Here is an 18,782-nt window from a genome sequence, read left to right as displayed (position 1 = left end):
ATCTAAAAGTCTAAGATTTCTTTTTGATATCACAAAGTTACAAACTTCGTGTTGGATTTAACTTATAAATAGGAAGATATTAAGGGCTGTTTTTAGAAAAAGGAGATATATTTGTAAATCAGATTTTTTAATAAAAATAAACTTTCTATGCGTTTCTTCTCTATTTTCTTTCTCTGCTTATCGTTACAAGTCTTACATTCTCAAAATCAGTCTGTTCCGGATGATACACCGTATAAAACAGCTTTAGAAAATGCCAAAACTCAGGGAAAACCTCTTTTTGTGATGTTGTATGCAGATTGGTGTCCGCATTGTAATCAAATGAAAAAGGAAGTTTTTAGCGATCCTGCCGTAATGGATTTTTTAAAGAAAAACTACGTGTGCGTTTGGAAAAACGTTGAAAAAGAAGAAGGAATTGCTCTAAAAGATAAATACAATACCAAATCATTGCCTACTTTTTTATTTATAGATCCAAGCAATGAAGTTCTTTTATACGTTTTGAAAGGAGAATCGAAAAAAGCAGATTTTTTGACAGAAGCCAATTATGCTTTGAATCCCAGAATGCAATTGCCTTATTTAGAGAAACAATTTCTGGATGACCCGAGTAATTCTACTAAGTTTTTTGCTTATTTGAATACGCTGAAAAAAGGAAAAGACAGAACTGATTTATCGGTTCCTACACATATTTATCTGAATACACAATCTGATGCACAATTGGTTAGTGAATTGAACTGGCGTGTTATTGCGAATGGAGTAACAGATATTAAATCGAGAGAATTTCAGTATGTTTTAAATCATCAAAAGGATTTTGCTGCCGTAGCTTCTCAAAACCGCGTTGATCGTAAAATAGAAAGCATTGTCAATGAATTACTTCGTCCTTATGTTGATGGTTTGGATACTATAAACTATTATAAACAAAGGGAAATAGCCAAATCTATCCGGTTACAAAAAACAGATTCGATTATTTTTAAATTTGATTTAACGCTGGCAGAAAGAACTGAAAAATGGCAACAATATAAAAAAGTAACGCTTGAGGATACTCAAAAAATAGCCTGGAATGACGCTAGTTTCCTTAAAGAGATTGGTCAGACGTATTTGAAACATATTTCTGACACCGAAAGTTTGAAAAAATCTATTACCTGGGTAAAACATTCTCTTGAATTGAATGATTCATATGACGGAAATTTACTTATTGCCCGACTTTATAATAAAATAAAAGACAAAAAATTGGCTTTGAAATATGCTAAAGATGCCAGGGAAATTGGCACCGAAATGGGCTGGGGAACTAAAGATGCAGATGATTTATTGGCTGAACTCAATAAGAAATAAATTGAAGTAAAATAACAATATTTAAATTCCAAATTCCAATCTAATACCGTTATAAAAGCAACAAAATAATTTGGATAGAATTAAAACTTACAACAAAATAACAATTAAAATAGCCTCGAATTTATGAATTCGGGACAAAAAACTACCAAAAACAAAATGGACGTAATACTTAGACCAGCGACAACCAACGATTTAGAGAAAATTCTTGAGATTGTAAACCACTCGATTTTGCATACTACTGCAAATTATAATTATGATATTCAGACTATCGATATTCAGACGAAATGGTTTGAAGATAAAACAGCTAAAAACCTGCCTATTGTCGTTGCTGAGTTAGATGGCGAAGTTGTTGGTTTTGGAAGTTACGGGCAATTCCGTGAGAAAATCGGGTATCAATATACAGTTGAACATTCAGTTTATGTAGTTGATAATATTATAGGTAAAGGCATTGGATCTAAATTATTACTTGAACTAATTCGTTTGGCCAAAGAACAAGGTTATCATGTTATGATTGGTGCGATCGATGCCGATAATGCGGGAAGTATTGCTTTTCATGAACGATTTGGTTTTGTTGCAACAGGAACTATTCGTGAGGTGGGTTATAAATTTGATCATTGGCTTGATTTGGTTTTCATGCAGTTGATATTGAAGTAGTTTTTTAACCGCTAAGAACGCTAAGATTTACGCAAAGTTCGCGAAGGTTTTTGTTTAAAGCTTTTTTTTGAGAGCGCAAAGCTTTGTGAATTTGTTTTGCTCTTTTATGACAAGAAAAAATCCGCTTAATCCTTGGTTTCGCTTACGAATCGGCTTCATCCGCGTACAAAATAAGGCGTTTTATTTAGCAACTGAGATTGCTTCTTTCCTGGTAAAGACAAAAAAAATCCACAAACTTGAAAATTCAAATTTGTGGATTTTTTGGTTGAGATAGTTATTGATTAACTTTTTATCCAGTTGATTACTTCAGGATCTGTTGGCAATGTTCTTGGTTTGATGACCTTTACTAATTCGCCTTTTTCGTTGATTAAGTATTTCTGGAAATTCCATTCTACTTCAGAATCCTGTAAACCGTTTTTAGATTTTTGTGTCAGGAATTTGTATACCTCGCACATATCATCTCCTTTTACAGAAACTTTATCCATCATTGGGAAAGTTACTCCGTAATTTTGTTGGCAAAACGTTTCGATTTCTTTATTTGTTCCAGGTTCCTGCGAAGCAAAATTATTAGCCGGGAAACCTACAATTACAAAACCTTTGTCTTTATACTCTTTGTAGATGGCTTCAAGATCTTTGTACTGTGGTGTTAATCCGCATTTTGAAGCGGTATTTACGATCATTACTTTTTTTCCTTTAAGAGATGCAAAATCAAAAGTATCTCCAGATAAATCCTGAACTTTAAATTGATAAATGTTTTCTTTTGCCATGGCTTTATCTGTTTTAGATATTTTGTTTTTACTTGTCTGAGCCTGAACTTGTGAAGTCAACAATAAGATTACGCTACAAGTTATAAATGCTATTTTTTTCATTGATTAATTTTTTTATAAAATTAGTTAAAAACTGTTTTCGGATACTCTTTTGACTGCTTTATTTTTATTAAACATAAGTTAAATAAAAAATTGAAGCCTAGCGTTAATCAGACGCTAGGCTTCCCCCCATACAAACAAATCAAACCATGAATTTAATTGTAATCTATTCTTATTATGTTAGTTAAAATTATAGTTGATGCTTCGGTTATATTGAAAATTATATTTAGAATCATATAACCTTATATTTTAAATATTATCTTATTTCTGGCGTTTATATCTTAATTTATCGTTTATGAGCGTAAAATTGGCATTTAGTTTTCTATTCTAATTTTCGGTTTGGAAGTCCGAAGACATCAACTATGCAATGCTATATTTAAATCTGAATCAGATTTTATCTTTCTCTTAAATTTTTATTTGACAATTAACGTCTGATCTTTTACAGTTAATTTTAAAATCACGTTTACTAAAACTCAATAATGCCAAAACCGTTGTTAAACCCACAATTAAAATTTTTAAATTGTCTATCTTTTTCATGGCATTTTTTATTATTGAGATTTACTTTACACTTTAAATCTTTAACAACTGTTAATTTTCAACTTATCATCTCTCATAAAAAGAACTTTTATATACTTCATTTGAAGCTCTTTTCTTTCTTCTGCTATTGTTCAGCATTATTGTTTGATGTTATAATAGCATTTACGTAATAGGTTTGCTTTTGGTTTTAAAAAAATGAAAAAAAAGTAATATTTTTTTGAAACCCCTTATTTTCCTAGGTTTGGGACTATTAAAAAAAAATAAAATTTCACAAAAAAATAAATTATCTTTATCTCAATCTATAAAAACGTATACTAAAATTTTGTTTAAGCTTAAAAACCTAAATCTATGAGTCAAGATGAATTGCTAGTTTTAATTTACAAAAAAGACGAAAGAGCTTTTACCCATTTGTACGATATGTATTCGAAAAGTCTGTTTTCGGTTATCAATGTTCTGATAAAAAATCGTGAAGAAGCCGAAGATGTTTTGCAGGAAGTTTTTGTCAAAATCTGGAAAAATATCGATACTTACAACGAGAGCAAAGGGCGATTTTATACCTGGATCCTTAATATTGCAAGGAATACATCGATTGACAAACTAAGATCTAAAAATTTTAATAACAGCCAAAAAAACCTTTCCTCAGATAATTTCGTAAATCTGTTAGACGACAGTAATAAACTTACTAATAGAATTGATACAATTGGAATTCAGGAATTTGTAAAAAAACTAAAACCTAAATGTATTGAGATTATAGATTTATTATTTTTTAAAGGATATACCCAACAAGAAGCTTCAGAAGAATTGGCATTGCCACTGGGAACTATCAAAACGCAAAACAGAAATTGTATTAACGACCTACGTAATTATTTAAAAATATAATGGAAGCACAAGAATATATAGACTCAGGAATTCTCGAATTATATGTTTACGGTTTATTGACCGAAACTGAAAATCTGGAAATAGCCGAAATGGCTAAGAAGAATCCCGAAATGGATCAGGAAATTATTGCGATAGAAAAAGCTATTGTGGCTTTATCATCAAGCTTCTCTCCTTTTCATTCGGTAGCTAATTTTGAAAAAATAAAGGCCCGTTTAGAACTGAAACACGGCAAAGTAGTCGACATGAAACCGGCATCGACCTGGTCTCAATATGTGGGATGGGCTGCAGCAGTATTATTACTATTAGGTCTTGGATATCAAACTCTTGAACTTACCAAAACAAAAGAAGCAATTTCTACTGTTGGAACTGAGAAAGATAAAATACAAAGAGAATATGCTTTCTTAGATCAGCAAAATAAAGAGACAGAGAAAAACTTAACTATCGTAAGGGATATCAAAAACACTGGTGTTACACTTGGTGGTCAGGCGGTGTCTCCTAATTCATTTGCAAAAGTGTATTGGAACAAGCAAACAAAAACAACTTATATTGATGCTGCCGGTTTACCAACTCCTCCAAAAGGAATGGTTTATCAGGTTTGGTCCCTAAAATTAAGTCCGGTACTTACGCCAACAAGTATAGGTTTACTGGATAATTTTGAAGGAAACAATCAAAAAATCTTTGCTGTAAGCCAAACAGATTCTGCAGAAGCATTTGGAATTACGCTTGAGCCTGCCGGCGGAAGTTTAACGCCTACAATGACGCAATTGTATACTTTAGGAAAAGTTTAAAAATAAACTTAGCATAAAACTCAGAACGCATATTAATTTATTTTAATGTGCGTTTTTTTTATTATTTTTAATTCGGATAACTCACTATAAAACAAACTGCTAAAACCATGAACGGAACTTTACTTTTGCGAATTGCAGTTGCTGTTATTCTCCTCACCCATTCTGTTTTTGGAATCTTCGACAACGGAATTAATGATTTTGGAAATTTGTATTTAAACCAAATTGGGTTTGCTCCTTTTGGAGTTTTTATCGCCTGGTCTATTAAATTATCTCATATAATTGCCGCTGTACTTTTAGTATTGAATAAATATATAAAACTGGCAGGTTTTGTAACAATTTTTGTTCTCATCATGGGAATTATTCTCGTTCATTTTCAGGAGGGTTGGTTTGTTGTTGGCGGCGGACGAAATGGTGTCGAATATAACTTTTTACTCATTATAGTTTTATTAGCCATTATGTATCCTGATGGATATAAGAAAGTATAAATTGAATTGATTATTAACTATAAAAATAACCTATGATGCCTACTGACAATCGTTATATTTCTTTCAATCAAGTTATCTTACTGTTTTTTCTTCTTATCTCGACATTTGCTTTTGCACAGGAACCACACAGTTATATAAATGATTATGATTATTTAAATAAAAATACCAAAGGAGTAAAAAAAATAACGGTCAAAGAAAATGATACAATTCAGGAACAACATTATTTTAATAACAAGGGACTTATTTATTTTTTCTTAAAAAATAGACTAAATCACGTTGGCTACTTTAAGTACGACAAAAAAAACAGACTTATAAAAAAAATAAATGCATACGCTATTCAGGGCTTTAGTTGCGAAGAAATAAAATATTCAGATAAATTAACACAACTTTTTTCGTATTTAACTGAAGACGAAAAACAACGTCAATTAGAAAATGATAAATATCTGGAAAATAAATCAAAAGGAATAGAATATACTATTGTTGGCCAAGATACTATTAGCATTGACGATGCCTATTCGGTAGTGACATCCGACGAGGAATACTATAAATACAAAAACGAAATTGAAGGAATTAAAGATACAACCGCATTGCTTAATGCTCAAAGTTTAAAAAAATTAATTAACCAACCAAAATATCTGGATTTTTCGATTGAATACGATAGTAAGCTTCGTCCTTTGAATGAAAAATTTTTTGGCTCCAGAAATAATATGACTTCAGTACATACTTTTTCCTACTTACCTGGTAAAATAATAAATAAGTACAAAACTGACATGATTGGAATGGGAGAAATCATTAAAACTTTTGATGAACATAAAAATATTATTAGCGAAAAAGAAGGAGGTAAAATTTTAAAGTATAAATATAAAGACCAGCATTGTATCGAAAAAAGTGAATTTAAAAATGATACACTTTTGAATACAACAACATACCATTACGACAATAATCTTTTATCAGAAAGTATATATCGAAATTTAGAAGATGGAAATGTCTATTTTTCTAATTATAAATACAATAGCAAAAATTTAATCACTGAAATAATATTTCGTTACCAACAATTTCAACGCGTTTATAAATACGAATATGAATATTACAAATAAAGATTAAAATACCAAATGCAATGGAAATAACCTGTAAAAACTGTCAGCAACATTATACTGGAAATTACTGCAATAATTGCGGTCAGCCAGCGGATACACATAAAATAAACGCGCATTATTTATGGCATGATATCCAGCACAGTTTGTTTCATTTTGATGCGGGAATTCCTTATTCTATAAAACAACTATTTACAAGGCCCGGACATTCTATTCGTGAATTTATCGAAGGAAAACGCGTCAGACATTTCAAACCCTTGTCTTTGGTGACTGTTTTGGCTGCATTTTACGGTTTTTTATACCACTATTATCACCTCAATTTGTTTAAGGTTAACGAAGCTGATTTAAATCTAAATGATTTTAATGAATGGAATGCTACGCACTTTGCCTGGACAACCATTGCTACTATACCCTTGTATACCATTGGAACCTATATTGTTTTTAGAAAACAAGGCTATAATTTTTTCGAACTTTTTGTCCTCAATACATTCAAAGCTTCACAAAGGCTATTTGCTCAAATTTTAATATTTCCATTGTTACTGTATTTCAACGGAACGCCTTATATGCAACAGATTTTGAATTTAATGTATATAATAGGTGTTATATTAATTTTCTGGACCAATATCCAGTTCTTTAATAAAATATCAAAAACAAAAGCATTCTTGTTGTCTATAGTAAGTCATGTTATTTTTCTGGTTTGTTTTTTAATCGTAACAGCTATTGTGCTTGTGATGACAGGAAGACTTTAATCATAAATCCCTAAAAAAGAAAATAATAAACAATTTTCTTTTTTTATTTCAATCTATATCGTAATATTGCAATATAAAAATATAACGATGGGAGCTACTAAAACAGATCATTTTACAGATGAACAAAACGAATTGGCTATTTTAACAAAAGCTTTAGGTCATCCTGCACGAATAGCTATTATTCAATACTTAATGAAGGTCAATAAATGCATTTGCGGTGATATCGTAAATGAATTGCCTCTTTCTCAACCAACGGTTTCTCAGCATTTGAAAGAATTAAAAAACGCCGGATTGATAAAAGGAAACATCGAAGGAAATGCCATTTGTTATTGTATTAACGAAGTGGGTTTCGAGAAAATAAAAGTTTTCTTCAATCAGATAAACCTTCATTTAGAAAAAAGAAAAAACGAATGTTGTTAAACTATTAAATCAAATTATTATGAAACTTTCAGAAATTAAAAAAATACTTACTACTGTCGAAGCTGTGAATTTTGAATTGCCTGACGGAAAATTTGTTCCGGAATATTTTCACGTAACCGAAGTAGGTTTGATTACCAAAAACTTTATTGATTGCGGCGGAGTGGTTCGTCAAGAAACTGTCGTGAATTTTCAGCTTTGGGATGCCAATGATTATGAGCATCGTTTAAAACCTCAAAAATTGATTCATATCATAGAACTTTCAGAAAAAGTTTTAGGAATTGGAGATTTTGAAATCGAAGTTGAATATCAAAATACTACTATTGGCAAATATGATTTAGATTTTAATGGAAAAGATTTTTTACTGTTAAATAAAACTACAGCTTGTTTAGCTCAGGATCAATGTGGGATTCCGTCAGAAAAACCAAAACTTAAACTGACCCAATTAAGTACAGATGAAGGCAATTCTTGTACGCCTGGTGGAAGTTGTTGTTAAATCTAAAAGCTTGAAAAATGTCAAATCATAATATATTATTCCCCGAAATTCAATCTTTAGTTCATTCTTTTGATTTTGCTTCACTTTCTAAAGATCGTAAAGAAATCCTGCAGCCTCTTATTGATTTTGTTCAGCAAAAGTCTGATCATCATCAGGAAATAAGATTGAATCTAATTTGCACGCATAATTCCAGACGAAGCCATTTGGCTCAGGTTTGGGCGCAAACGGCTGCCTATTATTACGGAATTCAAAATGTTTTTTGCTATTCCGGTGGAACTGAGGCAACTGCTTTATATCCTAAAGTTGCCGAAACATTAGTACAATCAGGTTTTAAAATCAGGAAGTTATCAGAAAATAACAATCCTGTTTATACTATAAAATTTGCAGGAAATCAAGCTCCAATTATAGGTTTTTCTAAAACTTATGATGATGATTTTAATCCTGAAAATGAATTTGCAGCCATCATGACTTGCTCACAGGCAGATGGCGGTTGTCCTTTTATTGCAGGAGCCGAGAAAAGAATTGCCGTAACTTATGATGATCCAAAAGCTTTTGATAATACGGAGCAACAATCAGAGAAATACAATGAAAGAAGTGTGCAAATCGCGACTGAAATGTTTTATGTTTTCTCTCAAATAAAAAAATAAAATGTCTACAGATCATTGTCATCCCGTTGCGGGAAGAAAAAAGCTAAGTTTTCTGGATCGGTTTTTAACGCTTTGGATTTTTCTGGCTATGGCTGTTGGTATTGCTGTTGGATATTTTTTTCCGTCAAGCGGAAATGTCATCAATTCGTTTTCTAACGGAAGTACTAATATTCCGTTGGCTATTGGTTTGATTTTGATGATGTATCCTCCACTTGCTAAAGTCAATTATACTAAAATAGGAGAAGTTTTTAAAAACACAAAAGTTCTTGGCGCTTCCCTATTCTTAAATTGGATTGTTGGTCCTGTTTTGATGTTCGTTTTAGCATTGTTATTCTTAAAAGATTTTCCTGAATACATGATTGGATTAATCCTAATTGGGTTGGCGCGCTGCATTGCTATGGTTGTCGTTTGGAATGATCTTGCCGATGGAAACCGCGAATATGCCGCCGGATTAATTGCTTTAAACAGTATTTTTCAGGTTTTGCTTTATAGTGTTTATGCGTATATTTTTATAACGGTTTTACCTCCTTATTTTGGATATACAGGCTTTAACGTTAATATTAGTGTAATTGAAATTGCCGAAAGTGTTGGGATTTATTTAGGGATTCCGTTTGCTTTGGGAATTATTACTCGGTTTGGTTTGATAAAACTCAAAGGCCAAGAATGGTTTATGCATAAATACATTCCGTTTATTTCTCCTGTTACTTTGATTGCTTTATTGTTTACTATTGTTCTTATGTTTAGTCTTAAAGGGGAATTGATTGTTCAGATTCCGATGGATGTTGTTCGAATCGCAGTTCCCTTAACGATTTATTTTGGATTAATGTTTGTCATTAGCTTTTTTACGGGAAAATATTTTGGTGCCGATTATTCTAAAAGTACTTCGATTGCTTTTACGGCTACAGGCAATAATTTCGAATTGGCGATTGCGGTTGCTATTGGTGTTTTTGGCATTAATAGCGGACAGGCTTTTGCCGGCGTTATAGGTCCTTTGGTTGAAGTTCCTGCTTTGATTGCTTTGGTGAATGTGGCTTTCTGGTTTAAGAAGAAAGTGTTTTGATCTAAGGGTCTGAGGGTCTGAGTTGCTAAGGTGCTTACTAAGATGCTAAGGTGCTGAGATACTAAGGGTCTGAGGGTCTGAGTTGCTAAGTTGCTGAGATACTAAGATGCTAAGTTTTTTGAGTTTTATTCTTTGTTTATAGCTCAAGGTTGAAACCTTGGGTTTGATCGTTACAATGTATCGTATATATTATACATCCTTTATTATGTAGATTTAATTGCGTATCATATATTGCGTACCAACGGTTGAAACCGCTGGCTATGTTTAAAAGCTGGTATTTATATTTGTGATTGAGCTGATTCATGGCTTGATTTACAATTTTATAGTTTTTGCATTTCTTCTTTGTTTTTGAATGCAAGTATTATGAAACCGAAGTTCCTAGCCCTGATAGAAGTGGAAATCCTTTTGTGGCGGGGTTCGCCACAAAAGATTGAAACGTATAGCAGGAAATAGCTCCTAAACCTTCAACTTATCTAAGAATATTAGATTGAAATTTCGAAATATATCTTTTGATATAACATAAAAAAAGGTTCAACTTTTAATGGTTGAACCTTTTTTGTGAATTAATAAAATACCTTATTTATTATTTTTTCTTTTTATAATACTTGCGGTATTTTGGATATGTCAGAATTCCGATAAGGGAAATTGTTCCTAATGAATACCAGATCCAGCTTAATGAATGTGCTTCTCCGCTTGCGTATGAGTGTAGACCTACTAAGTGAAAGTTTACTCCGTAATAGGTAAACAAAATTGAAATGAAAGCAAACATACTCATTAAATTAAAGAACCATTGTCCTCTTAATGAAGGAACAAATCGAGCGTGAATTACGAAGGCATAAACCATAATCGAGATTAAAGCCCAAGTTTCTTTTGGATCCCATCCCCAGTAGCGTCCCCAGCTTTCGTTGGCCCATTGCCCTCCAAGGAAGTTACCAATTGATAGCATGATCAGACCAATGGTTAAGGCCATTTCGTTGATATAAGTAATTTCTTTGATGTTTAAATCCATTTTTGCCTTGTTCTTTTCGTTGGTAAAGAAAATTAGAATTAATCCAACAAAACCAAGAATCATCCCTAAGGCAAACGGACCATAACTTGCAACGATTACTGCTACGTGAATCATTAACCAATATGAGTTAAGTACTGGCTGAAGGTTTGCAATTTCAGGATCGATCCAGTTGGCATTTGCAGCCATAAAAATCATCGATGTTACGAAGGCTGCTGATGCAACGGTAAGTTTTGATTTTCGGTCGAAAGCAAGTCCGAAGAACATGGTTGCCCACGCGACATATACAATTGCTTCGTAAGCGTTACTCCACGGTGCGTGACCTGAAATGTACCAACGGGCGATTAATGCGACGGTATGAAATGCAAATATGACTCCTATTAATATATGAAAACCGTTTACAGTGATTCGTAAAAACTTTTTATCGAAAAATATACTGAAAAGTGTAAAAATCAACATGAAGATTCCGGCAAGCGAATACCAATAGAACATTTTTGGTAAAATATTGTACTCGTTATACGCTATTTCAAGATCTATTTTTTTATCGCTTGGACGTACTTTACTTCCAAATTTCTTTTGAAAACCATCTATACTTTCGACCAAATGATCTGCTGTATCAAAGTTTTTAGAAATCGATCCGTTGTTTAAAGCGCTAAAATATAAAGGTAAAATTTGTTTTACATACGTAGAATCCATTCCTTTTAATCCTGCATTCTGAATTTCTAAATACGAAATCCATTTGTTGTTTGGATCATTCGGGATTGGGAAAATTTTCAGGATACTTCCGCTTAAGGCAGATTCCATTAAATTTACTTTTTTATCTGTTTCAATAAAATCTTTTTCAAAACTATTTGGATTTGCTGCTTTGTATGCCGCATCTAAATAAGGAGATAATTTATAATTTCCGTTTTCGTCAAAGAATTTTACAAATGGGGCTAGTTTTGCTTTTCTGTCTACACCAATGATTTTACGAATACTATCATCTTTTGTATTAAGATAAATAAGCGGAACCTGGATCCAAACCTGAGCGTATTGTGTCATTGACAAGAATACCTGATCCGAATTCATTCCGTTATAAGTGTCACTCTGACTTACTTTTCTCAACAATTCAGATGAGAAAGTATTAATAGGTTTCATTCTACCACCGGCATCCTGAATAATCAAACGTCCGAATTTAGCGGCGTGTGCTACCGGAGCTTTATAAATCGTCAGTAACGAATCTATTTGTTTCTGGCTTGGTGCTGCAGTTACGTGATTGGCATGATCGTTAGGATCTGCGGGTGCATGATTATGATTGTGTTCGTGACCGTCGCCAGGCGTATGAACATGTGGTGCCTGAGCAAAACCAGCGAAACTTAGCATTAAAACCAAAATGGTAATTAATTTTTTCTTTTTTACATTGTCTAGTTTACGTTTTAGATCAGCAAAACGAGAATGTTTAGTAAACATAATAGCCATTAGACCAAAGTATAACATAAAATATCCAAAATAAGTAATAGAGGTTCCCCAGAAATCGTGGTTTACAGATAATACAGTTCCTTTTTCGTCCGGATCGAATGAAGATTGAAAAAATCTATATCCTTTGTGGTCTAAAACATTATTCATAAAAATTCTGGCATCAAATGTTTCTGTAGAATCCTGAACGGTTACTTTACTTTCGAAAGCCGAATAACTTTTCTCTGTTCCAGGATATTTTGTGGCGATAAAATCGTTTAATTTTATTTTAAATGGTAATACATAGGCTTTACTTCCGTAGAATAAACTGTATTCGATTTTACCAATTTTTACAGTTTGAGGCTCTCCTATGCTACCTTTAGAACCTAAAAGACGAACTTCTTTTTCCTGACCATCGGCTTTTACTTTTACAATCAAGGCATCATGATGGGATTTTGCTTTAAAATCATTATCCGATTCGTAATCAACAACTCCTCGTACAGCAGGATCCGGAAAAACGATTCGGATATCGCCAATACTATATAAGGAACGCATCATAAGTGGCTGAACATTATCTTTGGTTACAGCTCCTTTTAATTTATCTGCCATTCGCATAAACTCTCCTTCAAAAGGAGTTTGAATGGTATATTTTTCACCTTGGGTATTGATGTTGATTGCGCCTTCGGTAGGTTTATTCAATGCAAATAATACATTATGAATGTTTTGAACTTCTCCTTCTTTCAGGAAATGTTCTTCACGCCCACCTGCTCCTGCTTCGACTAATTTAAGGTACAAAGTTCCGCTGGTTGAAGGTTTTATCGTTTCTTTTGCTCCCATGATATAGTTCACGTAAGTCACTTCAAAAGGAGTTTCGTCGAATTTACCAGAAAGTGTAAAATTGTTATTCGTTACAGGCGAGAACAATAAAGCTTTATCAAAAACTCTGCGTTTCATTTCGCCTTTGTATTCTCCGTCTGCAAAAACAGTTAAGAATGTTTTGTCTGAATAGATTTGGTTTTCGGCAGCGCCTTCACGAATGGGCATCATACCTTCGTAACTAATATAACGTGTAATAAAAGCTCCTATAAGAATAAAAATAAAAGCAAGATGAAGTATAAGCGTTGCCCATTTTTCTTTTTTATGCAATTGGTAACGTTTGATATTTCCGAAGAAGTTGATCAAAAAGAAGACCATTATTGCTTCAAACCACCATGTATTATAAATTAGAATTCGGGCTGTGTCTGTATTGTATTTACTTTCGATAAAAGTACCAACACCCATTGCAATAGCAAATGTTAAAAAAAGAACAGACATTAATCGTGTAGAAAACAAAAAAGAGAATATTTTTTTATCCATTTTTGAGGAATTACATTGTATAAAAGTGGCACAAAAGTACTTAAAAATGTTGAGTTCCAATATTTGAAGTTTGTTAATAAAAACCAAAAATAAGATAGCTATTTACGTCAAATTCACAAAAATGTACGCTTAACTTTACAAATCTAATAGAGCTGCATTTATTGTAAAAGTGACTACTAGCCCGCAACCCAAAAGGGTTAAACTATTTTCATCGTAACGAAACTGTTTTTTATGGTTTTAAAAAACTCAAATTGATAAAATATCCCTTTATATACTAACGTTTGCATATCGTTAACAAAATAATGCACTATTAAAATCATTTTAATAAGTGCAATCTGTGGCTAAACTCTGTTTTGGCTATTTTCTTTAAAAAAAATAATGCTAATTAATCTTTTGTTCAATTACAGAAAGTCTTTCTGACAGGTTTTTAAATGATTTGTTTTCTTCTTTTAGTACCTTTATTTCTTTTGCTTGTTCTATTGAATATAATGTAAGCTCCTCTATTTTTTGTAAAAGTTTAGTATTCATCTCTCCTAAATTAATACCGTTCTTTAAAACTTCCTCTTCGGTTGGTATATTTTCTAAATGTCCTTTTTCATTAATATGCTTTTCAACCTCTGCAAGTGTTGGTAGATTATACTCTTTTTTGAAAACAAAATCTGGCCAACCAAGCATGTCAACTTTTACTTCTTTAGAATGAATTGTGCCATTTACAGTTAATTTAGAATCAGGGGTTGAAGTGTCGATGCCTACATTTCCTCCATAAAAAACAAGTGACTTATAATCTATATTATTGTACTTCTGAATAAACTCATGCCAAATTCCATTATCACTCCAAATTGTTTGTAATTTAAGATTGTAGTTGGAATTACCCGAATTCCATTTTTGTGAATCATAAATTCCTTTTGCAAGTATAGGTGTATAAATTTCTAAATAGGCTGTTGGCTGGATACCAATACCAATTTTGGCATTTACAATTTGATCTCCATTAAAAGTATTAGTACCTCTCGTTGCGATTTCTGTCCATGCAGGATTTTTAGGATTTAAATCACCAGCTATTTTTCTAAAGAATAATCTATCGTTTTCTACAAACGAAGAAGCTATTTGTAATTGGTGATTATTATTTTGATTTCCATGTCTAATTACAAATATATGATTCCAACTATAGTTAGTATCAGGAATGCCGCCTATAGCATTTAAACCGCCATAGACTCCTGATGTAAGAGGTATTGTGTAATCACTAATACCAGGCGCATAACCATCACCAATTTGTTGTGAAAATGAGTTTGATATTGTAAATAGGTTTAAAATTATTATAGCTATCTTTTTCATTATTTTAATTTATTTTTAAGTTCTTTAACTGTGTTTTCTAATTGTATTTGTTTATTTTTTATTTCAGTATTCTCCTTTTTCATTTCTACATTTTCCTTTTTCATCTCTATCATGTAAAGCGTCAATTCCTCTATTTTTTGTAAAAGTTTAACGTTCATTTCACCAAGATTAATTCCGTTTTTCAAAACTTCCTCTTCGCTTGGTATATTTTCTAAATGCCCTTTTTCATTAATATGTTTTTCAACATCTGCAAGTGTTGGTAAACTATATGTTTTCTTGAAAACAAAATCAGACCAACCAATCATATCTACTTTAACTTCTTTTGAATGGATTGTGCCGTTGACGTCTAGTTTATTATTTGGGTGTGTGACTCCGATCCCAATATTACCTGTTAAACCAGCAATTGAGAAATATGGTTTTAAAATTGTCTCCGAGGTATTTTTTGCTGAAATTGTAAATAATCCTGGATAAGATGTAGCCTCAGGAAAAACTAAATTTAAATTATTTGATGCAAAATTATCCATATAAAACCCACATTTTGTACCTGACAATTCGGATGTTGTATCATCATTGTAAATTAGCAATTTAGCTCCATTAACTCCATAACCAGATCCTAAATCTAATCTTGAATTTGGTTTGATGGTGCCAATTCCCAAGTTTCCACCAATAGTTTGATCTCCAACAAAGCTATTTGCTCCTCTTGTAGCAAGCTCTATCCACGAAGGATCTATACGTGATAGATTTCCGGCAATTTTCCTGAAAAAAAGTCTATCATTTTCTGCAAATGAAGATGCAATTTGTAATTGATGATTATTAGCAGTGTTAGCGTGTCTTATAACAAATAAGTGATTCCAATCAGCGCTATTATCTGGCACTTTACTTAAAGTTGTCCCATACCCTCCATAAACTCCTGATTTCAATAAATCTGAAAAATCAGAAAGATAAGGTGCTGCTAAACCATCTCCAATTTGTTGAGCTGACCCTATTGTTGTTAAGAACAACGTAATAAATAATATTGTGTGTTTTTTCATTACTTTATTTTTTTTCAAGTTTTAATAATCTGTTTTTCATTTCAACATTCTCCTTTTTAATCTCAATCATGTATAAGGTAAGTTCTTCTATTTTTTGTAATAACTTGGCATTCATTTCTCCTAAATTAATTCCGTTTTTTAATACCTCTCTTTCACTTGGAATATTTTCCAAATGTCCTTTTTCGTTGATATGCTTTTCAACGTCTGCCAGTGTTGGTAGATTATACTCTTTTTTGAAAACAAAATCTGACCATCCAAGCATGTCAACTTTAACTTCTTTTGAATGGATTGTGCCGTTTACGTCTAGTTTATTCTTTGGGTTTATTGTCCCAATACCAATATTTCCCCCCCTAACAATTCTAAGATAGGCATCATTATTTCCGTAACCTGCAACTTTTAAATCCGTAAAGTCTCCCGCTTCTGAATGCCACCCAGTTTCAATAACAGATTTTTTAGCCCAAGTTAAATTACCTATTGATAATAAAATTCCGTGATTATAACCAACGGAAAGTTGAGAAGTTATATCTAAGGTGCCGATTCCTACGTTTCCGCCAATAATTTGATTTCCAGTAAAACTATTAGTTCCTCTCGTTGCTAATTCTACCCAAGCTGAATTGGAAGTCCCAGCCAATTTTCTAAAAAACAATCTTTCATTTTCTACATATGATGAAGCAATTTGTAATTGAAAATGATTATTGGGATTTCCGTGTCTAATCACAAACAGGTGACTCCAAATATGACTTGTATCAGGAATTCCACCTATAGCATTTATTCCACTATATAACCCGGAATTTAGAGGAGTGCTAAAATTATCAATACCAGGTGCTAAACCGTCTCCAATTTGTTGAGAGAATGATACTGTTGTAACGAATAAAATCGTAAGTATAATAGTTATTTTTTTCATTGCTTTAATTTTGTTTTAAGTTGGTAAAGTTCATTTTCAAGTTTAGATTGTTTATTTTTTCATCTCAATCATGTAAAGAGTCATTTCCTCTATTTTCTGCAAAAGTTTAGCATTCATTTCTCCTAAATTAATACCGTTTTTCAAAACTTCTTCTTCGCTTGGAATGTTTTCTAAATGTCCTTTTTCATTGATATGTTTTTCAACATCTGCAAGTGTTGGTAAATTATACTCTTTTTTGAAAACAAAATCTGACCATCCAAGCATATCAACTTTTACTTCTTTTGAATGGATTGTGCCGTTTACGTCTAGTTTATTGGTTGGGTCTATTTTACCAATACCAACATTACCATCACCATTTATATGCAAACGAATTTGTGGTACATTTCCACTTGTTGAATTTGGATTGGTTAGAAATTGTAAATAAGTATCATAATTATTTCCTCTATAACTTCTTATGGCAGCTGAGCCTGCCGCAGCAAAATCCCAGCTTATATCCCTAGCAGAATTAGCGTTTTCTGGTGAATTTGGACCATTGATACTTATAGCTTTTAATGGTGTCGGAAAGCCATCAGGGCTGGCTTGAATAGTTAACTTTGCTACATTATTATTTGCGCCTATAACTACATCTCCATCAATAGTTTGATTTCCACTAAAACTATTCGCACCACGAGTTGCAAGTTCTATCCATGAAGGATTTAATACAGCTAGTCCTCCTGCCATTTTTCGGAAAAACAAACGATCATTTACTGAAAATGAAGAGCTAATTTGCAATTGATGATTAGTGTTTTGATTAGGGTGCCTCATTACTAGCAAATGCTGCCATTCACTCGTATCTGGAGACTGTCCGTTTGCATTTAGACCATTGTATATTCCCGATTTTAGAGGGATAGTAAAATCATTAATAATTGGCGCGAATCCATCATTGATTTGTTGAGAAAACGAAATCGTTGCAATTAAAAATACAGCAATAATTATGATACTTTTTTTCATTATTTTAATTTACTTTTAAGTTGGTTAATTTCATTTTCTAATTCAGATTGTTTATTCTTTATTTCAATATTCTCGTTTTTCATCTCAATCATATAAAGAGTCATTTCCTCTATTTTTTGTAAAAGTTTAGCGTTCATTTCACCAAGATTAATACCATTTTTTAGAACTTCTTCTTCCCTTGGTATGTTTTCTAAATGTCCTTTCTCATTAATATGTTTTTCAACTTCAGCAAGTGTTGGTAAATTATATTCTTTATTGAATACATAATCTGGCCAGCCATTCATATCAACTTTTACTTCTTTTGAATGAATTGTGCCATTTACTGCAAGTTTTGAATCGGGAGTCGAAGTACCAATTCCTACGTTACCATAAAAAAAAGATAATGATGTGTAATCAATCCCGTTAAACCTTTGAATAAATTCTTGATTGATTCCGTTTTCATTCCAGATAGTTTGCAATTTAAGATAATATTCAGGATTTCTGGATGACCATTTCTGGGTGTCATTTCTACCAATTGTAATAGTAGGAGAATAGATTTCTAAAAATGCCGATGGTGTAGCTGTACCAATACCAACATTACCATTTGTTGGAAATAAATTTTGAGCATTTATTGGTACACACATTGCAAGTAACAGTCCTAGTAATAAAAAATTTCGTTTCATATGATCTTAAATATAGTTTATTTCGGGTTAAAATTAATATAATATTTGGTCTTAAAATAAGACTGGCAT

General features: G+C 32.2%; 18 protein-coding genes. 11 read left to right on the top strand and 7 right to left on the bottom strand.

Going from position 1 to position 18,782, the window contains the following annotated elements; translation table 11 throughout:
• Positions 1-147 precede the first annotated feature (147 nt).
• On the top strand, positions 148-1,326 hold the full coding sequence (locus tag ACIDC4_RS05480; protein WP_412042094.1) for a thioredoxin family protein: 1,179 nt from the start codon (positions 148-150) through the stop codon (positions 1,324-1,326).
• Positions 1,327-1,482: 156 nt separating this feature from the next.
• Positions 1,483-1,980, top strand: coding sequence for a GNAT family N-acetyltransferase (locus ACIDC4_RS05475; RefSeq protein WP_412042093.1), 498 nt, complete (start codon positions 1,483-1,485; stop codon positions 1,978-1,980).
• Between the two features lie 281 nt (positions 1,981-2,261).
• Here ACIDC4_RS05475 and ACIDC4_RS05470 read toward each other — a convergent pair whose 3' ends face one another.
• Positions 2,262-2,849 carry a glutathione peroxidase gene (locus ACIDC4_RS05470; RefSeq protein WP_412042092.1) on the bottom strand — a complete coding sequence of 196 codons (588 nt, stop codon included), beginning with the start codon at positions 2,847-2,849 and terminating at the stop codon, positions 2,262-2,264.
• An 882-nt stretch (positions 2,850-3,731) separates the two neighbouring features.
• Here ACIDC4_RS05470 and ACIDC4_RS05465 point away from each other — a divergent pair.
• The 9 genes from ACIDC4_RS05465 (at position 3,732) to arsB (ending at position 9,998) form a co-directional block, all read left to right on the top strand.
• Entirely contained in the window at positions 3,732-4,262 is a 531-nt protein-coding gene (locus ACIDC4_RS05465; RefSeq protein WP_078007051.1) for an RNA polymerase sigma factor, read from the top strand.
• Complete coding sequence (locus tag ACIDC4_RS05460; protein ID WP_412042091.1) at positions 4,262-5,050, top strand: anti-sigma factor; 789 nt, start codon at positions 4,262-4,264, stop codon at positions 5,048-5,050. Before ACIDC4_RS05465 ends, ACIDC4_RS05460 begins: the two co-directional genes overlap by 1 nt.
• Positions 5,051-5,157: 107 nt before the next feature.
• Complete coding sequence (locus tag ACIDC4_RS05455) at positions 5,158-5,535, top strand: DoxX family protein (RefSeq protein ID WP_412042090.1); 378 nt, start codon at positions 5,158-5,160, stop codon at positions 5,533-5,535.
• Positions 5,536-5,567: 32 nt separating this feature from the next.
• Positions 5,568-6,632, top strand: coding sequence for a hypothetical protein (locus ACIDC4_RS05450; RefSeq protein ID WP_412042089.1), 1,065 nt, complete (start codon positions 5,568-5,570; stop codon positions 6,630-6,632).
• A gap of 20 nt (positions 6,633-6,652) precedes the next feature.
• Positions 6,653-7,378, top strand: coding sequence for a DUF3667 domain-containing protein (locus tag ACIDC4_RS05445; protein WP_412042088.1), 726 nt, complete (start codon positions 6,653-6,655; stop codon positions 7,376-7,378).
• Between the two features lie 87 nt (positions 7,379-7,465).
• Positions 7,466-7,798, top strand: coding sequence for an ArsR/SmtB family transcription factor (locus tag ACIDC4_RS05440; RefSeq protein ID WP_412042087.1), 333 nt, complete (start codon positions 7,466-7,468; stop codon positions 7,796-7,798).
• 19 nt (positions 7,799-7,817) lie between these two features.
• Positions 7,818-8,291 carry a DUF6428 family protein gene (locus ACIDC4_RS05435; protein WP_412042086.1) on the top strand — a complete coding sequence of 158 codons (474 nt, stop codon included), beginning with the start codon at positions 7,818-7,820 and terminating at the stop codon, positions 8,289-8,291.
• A gap of 17 nt (positions 8,292-8,308) precedes the next feature.
• Positions 8,309-8,938 carry an arsenate-mycothiol transferase ArsC gene (locus ACIDC4_RS05430; protein WP_412042085.1) on the top strand — a complete coding sequence of 210 codons (630 nt, stop codon included), beginning with the start codon at positions 8,309-8,311 and terminating at the stop codon, positions 8,936-8,938.
• 1 nt (position 8,939) lies between these two features.
• Positions 8,940-9,998 (top strand): ACR3 family arsenite efflux transporter, encoded by a 1,059-nt coding sequence (gene arsB / locus ACIDC4_RS05425; RefSeq protein WP_412042084.1) that lies wholly within the window; start codon positions 8,940-8,942, stop codon positions 9,996-9,998.
• Between the two features lie 583 nt (positions 9,999-10,581).
• Here the strand turns inward: arsB and ACIDC4_RS05420 are convergent.
• The 6 genes from ACIDC4_RS05420 to ACIDC4_RS05395 all read right to left on the bottom strand — a co-directional run bounded on the left by ACIDC4_RS05420 (position 10,582) and on the right by ACIDC4_RS05395 (position 18,713).
• Positions 10,582-13,794 (bottom strand): cytochrome c biogenesis protein CcsA, encoded by a 3,213-nt coding sequence (locus ACIDC4_RS05420; RefSeq protein ID WP_412042083.1) that lies wholly within the window; start codon positions 13,792-13,794, stop codon positions 10,582-10,584.
• 381 nt (positions 13,795-14,175) lie between these two features.
• Positions 14,176-15,126 carry a hypothetical protein gene (locus tag ACIDC4_RS05415; protein ID WP_412042082.1) on the bottom strand — a complete coding sequence of 317 codons (951 nt, stop codon included), beginning with the start codon at positions 15,124-15,126 and terminating at the stop codon, positions 14,176-14,178.
• The gene (locus tag ACIDC4_RS05410; RefSeq protein ID WP_412042081.1) at positions 15,126-16,157 is read right to left on the bottom strand and encodes a hypothetical protein; all 1,032 of its coding nucleotides are present in this window, start codon (positions 16,155-16,157) and stop codon (positions 15,126-15,128) included. Before ACIDC4_RS05410 ends, ACIDC4_RS05415 begins: the two co-directional genes overlap by 1 nt.
• Before the next feature lie 4 nt (positions 16,158-16,161).
• Complete coding sequence (locus tag ACIDC4_RS05405; RefSeq protein ID WP_412042080.1) at positions 16,162-17,061, bottom strand: hypothetical protein; 900 nt, start codon at positions 17,059-17,061, stop codon at positions 16,162-16,164.
• 51 nt (positions 17,062-17,112) lie between these two features.
• Entirely contained in the window at positions 17,113-18,051 is a 939-nt protein-coding gene (locus ACIDC4_RS05400; RefSeq protein WP_412042079.1) for a hypothetical protein, read from the bottom strand.
• The gene (locus ACIDC4_RS05395) at positions 18,051-18,713 is read right to left on the bottom strand and encodes a hypothetical protein (protein ID WP_412042078.1); all 663 of its coding nucleotides are present in this window, start codon (positions 18,711-18,713) and stop codon (positions 18,051-18,053) included. Before ACIDC4_RS05395 ends, ACIDC4_RS05400 begins: the two co-directional genes overlap by 1 nt.
• Positions 18,714-18,782 lie beyond the last annotated feature (69 nt).

The sequence above is a fragment of the Flavobacterium sp. C3NV genome (assembly GCF_046825355.2).
GTDB lineage: Bacteria > Bacteroidota > Bacteroidia > Flavobacteriales > Flavobacteriaceae > Flavobacterium.
Note: the sequence above shows the minus strand (reverse complement) of the source record. Positions and strands in the feature narration are given on the sequence as shown.

Bases quoted from the DNA above. Each gene is read 5' to 3' on its own strand.
- ACIDC4_RS05415 (WP_412042082.1), bottom strand. From the start codon at position 15,126: ATGAAAAAGATAGCTATAATAATTTTAAACCTATTTACAATATCAAAC.
- ACIDC4_RS05480 (WP_412042094.1), top strand. From the start codon at position 148: ATGCGTTTCTTCTCTATTTTCTTTCTCTGCTTATCGTTACAAGTCTTA.
- arsB (WP_412042084.1), top strand. From the start codon at position 8,940: ATGTCTACAGATCATTGTCATCCCGTTGCGGGAAGAAAAAAGCTAAGT.
- ACIDC4_RS05395 (WP_412042078.1), bottom strand. From the start codon at position 18,713: ATGAAACGAAATTTTTTATTACTAGGACTGTTACTTGCAATGTGTGTA.
- ACIDC4_RS05420 (WP_412042083.1), bottom strand. From the start codon at position 13,794: ATGGATAAAAAAATATTCTCTTTTTTGTTTTCTACACGATTAATGTCT.
- ACIDC4_RS05455 (WP_412042090.1), top strand. From the start codon at position 5,158: ATGAACGGAACTTTACTTTTGCGAATTGCAGTTGCTGTTATTCTCCTC.
- ACIDC4_RS05465 (WP_078007051.1), top strand. From the start codon at position 3,732: ATGAGTCAAGATGAATTGCTAGTTTTAATTTACAAAAAAGACGAAAGA.
- ACIDC4_RS05450 (WP_412042089.1), top strand. From the start codon at position 5,568: ATGATGCCTACTGACAATCGTTATATTTCTTTCAATCAAGTTATCTTA.
- ACIDC4_RS05475 (WP_412042093.1), top strand. From the start codon at position 1,483: ATGGACGTAATACTTAGACCAGCGACAACCAACGATTTAGAGAAAATT.
- ACIDC4_RS05430 (WP_412042085.1), top strand. From the start codon at position 8,309: ATGTCAAATCATAATATATTATTCCCCGAAATTCAATCTTTAGTTCAT.
- ACIDC4_RS05470 (WP_412042092.1), bottom strand. From the start codon at position 2,849: ATGAAAAAAATAGCATTTATAACTTGTAGCGTAATCTTATTGTTGACT.
- ACIDC4_RS05440 (WP_412042087.1), top strand. From the start codon at position 7,466: ATGGGAGCTACTAAAACAGATCATTTTACAGATGAACAAAACGAATTG.
- ACIDC4_RS05410 (WP_412042081.1), bottom strand. From the start codon at position 16,157: ATGAAAAAACACACAATATTATTTATTACGTTGTTCTTAACAACAATA.
- ACIDC4_RS05435 (WP_412042086.1), top strand. From the start codon at position 7,818: ATGAAACTTTCAGAAATTAAAAAAATACTTACTACTGTCGAAGCTGTG.
- ACIDC4_RS05460 (WP_412042091.1), top strand. From the start codon at position 4,262: ATGGAAGCACAAGAATATATAGACTCAGGAATTCTCGAATTATATGTT.
- ACIDC4_RS05405 (WP_412042080.1), bottom strand. From the start codon at position 17,061: ATGAAAAAAATAACTATTATACTTACGATTTTATTCGTTACAACAGTA.
- ACIDC4_RS05400 (WP_412042079.1), bottom strand. From the start codon at position 18,051: ATGAAAAAAAGTATCATAATTATTGCTGTATTTTTAATTGCAACGATT.
- ACIDC4_RS05445 (WP_412042088.1), top strand. From the start codon at position 6,653: ATGGAAATAACCTGTAAAAACTGTCAGCAACATTATACTGGAAATTAC.